Consider the following 1,605-nt stretch of genomic DNA (forward strand, 5'->3'; position numbering starts at 1 on the left):
CCCACCCGCCATCACTCCGTCCAGCGCGGTCACCGCCGCCGCACCCCATCACCACGCCCGCCCCGAGCCAGCCGTACTGTCGTGCCCGGCGCCCCACTCTCCTTCGTGGTGTTCGTCAGCGCCTCGGCCACCGGACAGCCACGGCCGTCCTCCACCTCCACCGCGGCCGTGTACGCCCTCGGCCCCCTCGCACGCTCAGAGGCCTCGGGGATCTCCCGCCCCCCCGCCGGATGGTTTCCCGGCTGGCCAACGCCCACCCGCGCAAGGGAACGGCGCGGGAATGCGGACCTCCGCCCCCACGATGCAGCGCGCTACCCCCGCATCACAGGCAGCGCGCACCATCCCGCGCCGCGCCCTACCTCACGCGCGCGAGGAACCCCAGGACGTGCGAAAGCCCCGTAGGCCGGAGCCTACGGGGCTTTCAACTGTGCGCGAGGGGGGAGTTGAACCCCCACGCCCTTTCGGGCACTGGAACCTGAATCCAGCGCGTCTGCCTATTCCGCCACCCGCGCATTGGGTGTGTCTTCGTGCTGTTGACCTTGTGGTCCGGCGCCTTCCGACACGCAGAACATTAGCACGCGGGCCAGGGTGCGTTCACATCCCTTCTTCCGGGGCAGAGGTCACCGCGAGAGGCCCACGGCAACCTCCGTACGTCTCGGCGACGACCGGTTCACGTATCAACCTCGTACCTATGGCAGCCGTCTCCCCTGGAGCAGGACCGCCCGCACAGTCAGGTGCGGGACACTGGTCCTCGGCCACCTCTACGATCCTGGGCAGAAGGACGAGCAGAAGTACGAGTGGATGTACGAGCGGACGTACGAGAAGGCGTACGAGCGGATGTGCGAGCACGAGCCCGTACGGAAGCGGCATCGGAGGCACGGAGCCGATGCACACGTAGCGCAAGCGCGTACCGGAAGCACGTATCGGAAGCACGTGGACAAGCCCGTACAGAACCGGGTGGAGAGGACGCCGTCGACACCCTGTCGGCGGGGCCGACAGGGGGAACCAGCCGATTCACCGGCGCGTGGATACGATCAGTAAGCAGTACCAGGTAAGCAGTACCAGGTAAGCAGCACGACACGGGACGCAAGTCACGACGGAGGAGGTGCCCCATGGGAGTCCTGAAGAAGTTCGAGCAGCGTCTCGAGGGTCTGGTCAACGGCACCTTCGCCAAGGTGTTCAAGTCCGAGGTGCAGCCCGTCGAGATCGCGGGAGCACTCCAGCGCGAGTGCGACAACAACGCGACCATCTGGAACCGCGACCGGACCGTCGTACCCAACGACTTCATCGTGGAACTGAGCACGCCGGACTACGAGCGGCTCAGTCCCTACTCCGGCCAGCTCGGCGACGAACTGGCCGGCATGGTCCGCGACTACGCCAAGCAGCAGCGCTACACCTTCATGGGACCGATCAAGGTCAACCTGGAGAAGGCGGACGATCTCGACACCGGTCTGTACCGCGTGCGAAGCCGGACACTCGCCTCCTCCACCAGCGGCCCGCAGGCGCCCGAGCGCGCGCCCGCCGGCGGGCAGCGACCCGGCGGCTACGGCTACCCGCCCGCGGCGGGCGGGGCGCCGGCCGCGCCTCCCATGCCCGCCGCACCCC

1 protein-coding gene and 1 tRNA gene are annotated in these 1,605 nt (G+C 68.4%); one reads left to right on the forward strand and one right to left on the reverse strand.

The annotated features are described in order from the left end of the window. Positions 1–428 precede the first annotated feature (428 nt). Positions 429–512: transfer RNA gene (locus tag P1P75_RS41430), tRNA-Leu, on the reverse strand. A 600-nt stretch (positions 513–1,112) separates the two neighbouring features. Between P1P75_RS41430 and P1P75_RS41435 the strand changes: the two genes are divergently transcribed. After that, the coding region (locus P1P75_RS41435) for a DUF3662 domain-containing protein (RefSeq protein ID WP_319179187.1) at positions 1,113–1,605 on the forward strand (493 nt) is incomplete at its 3' end.

Source organism: Streptomyces sp. ID05-39B (assembly GCF_033794725.1).
In the GTDB taxonomy this organism is placed as follows: domain Bacteria; phylum Actinomycetota; class Actinomycetes; order Streptomycetales; family Streptomycetaceae; genus Streptomyces; species Streptomyces bobili.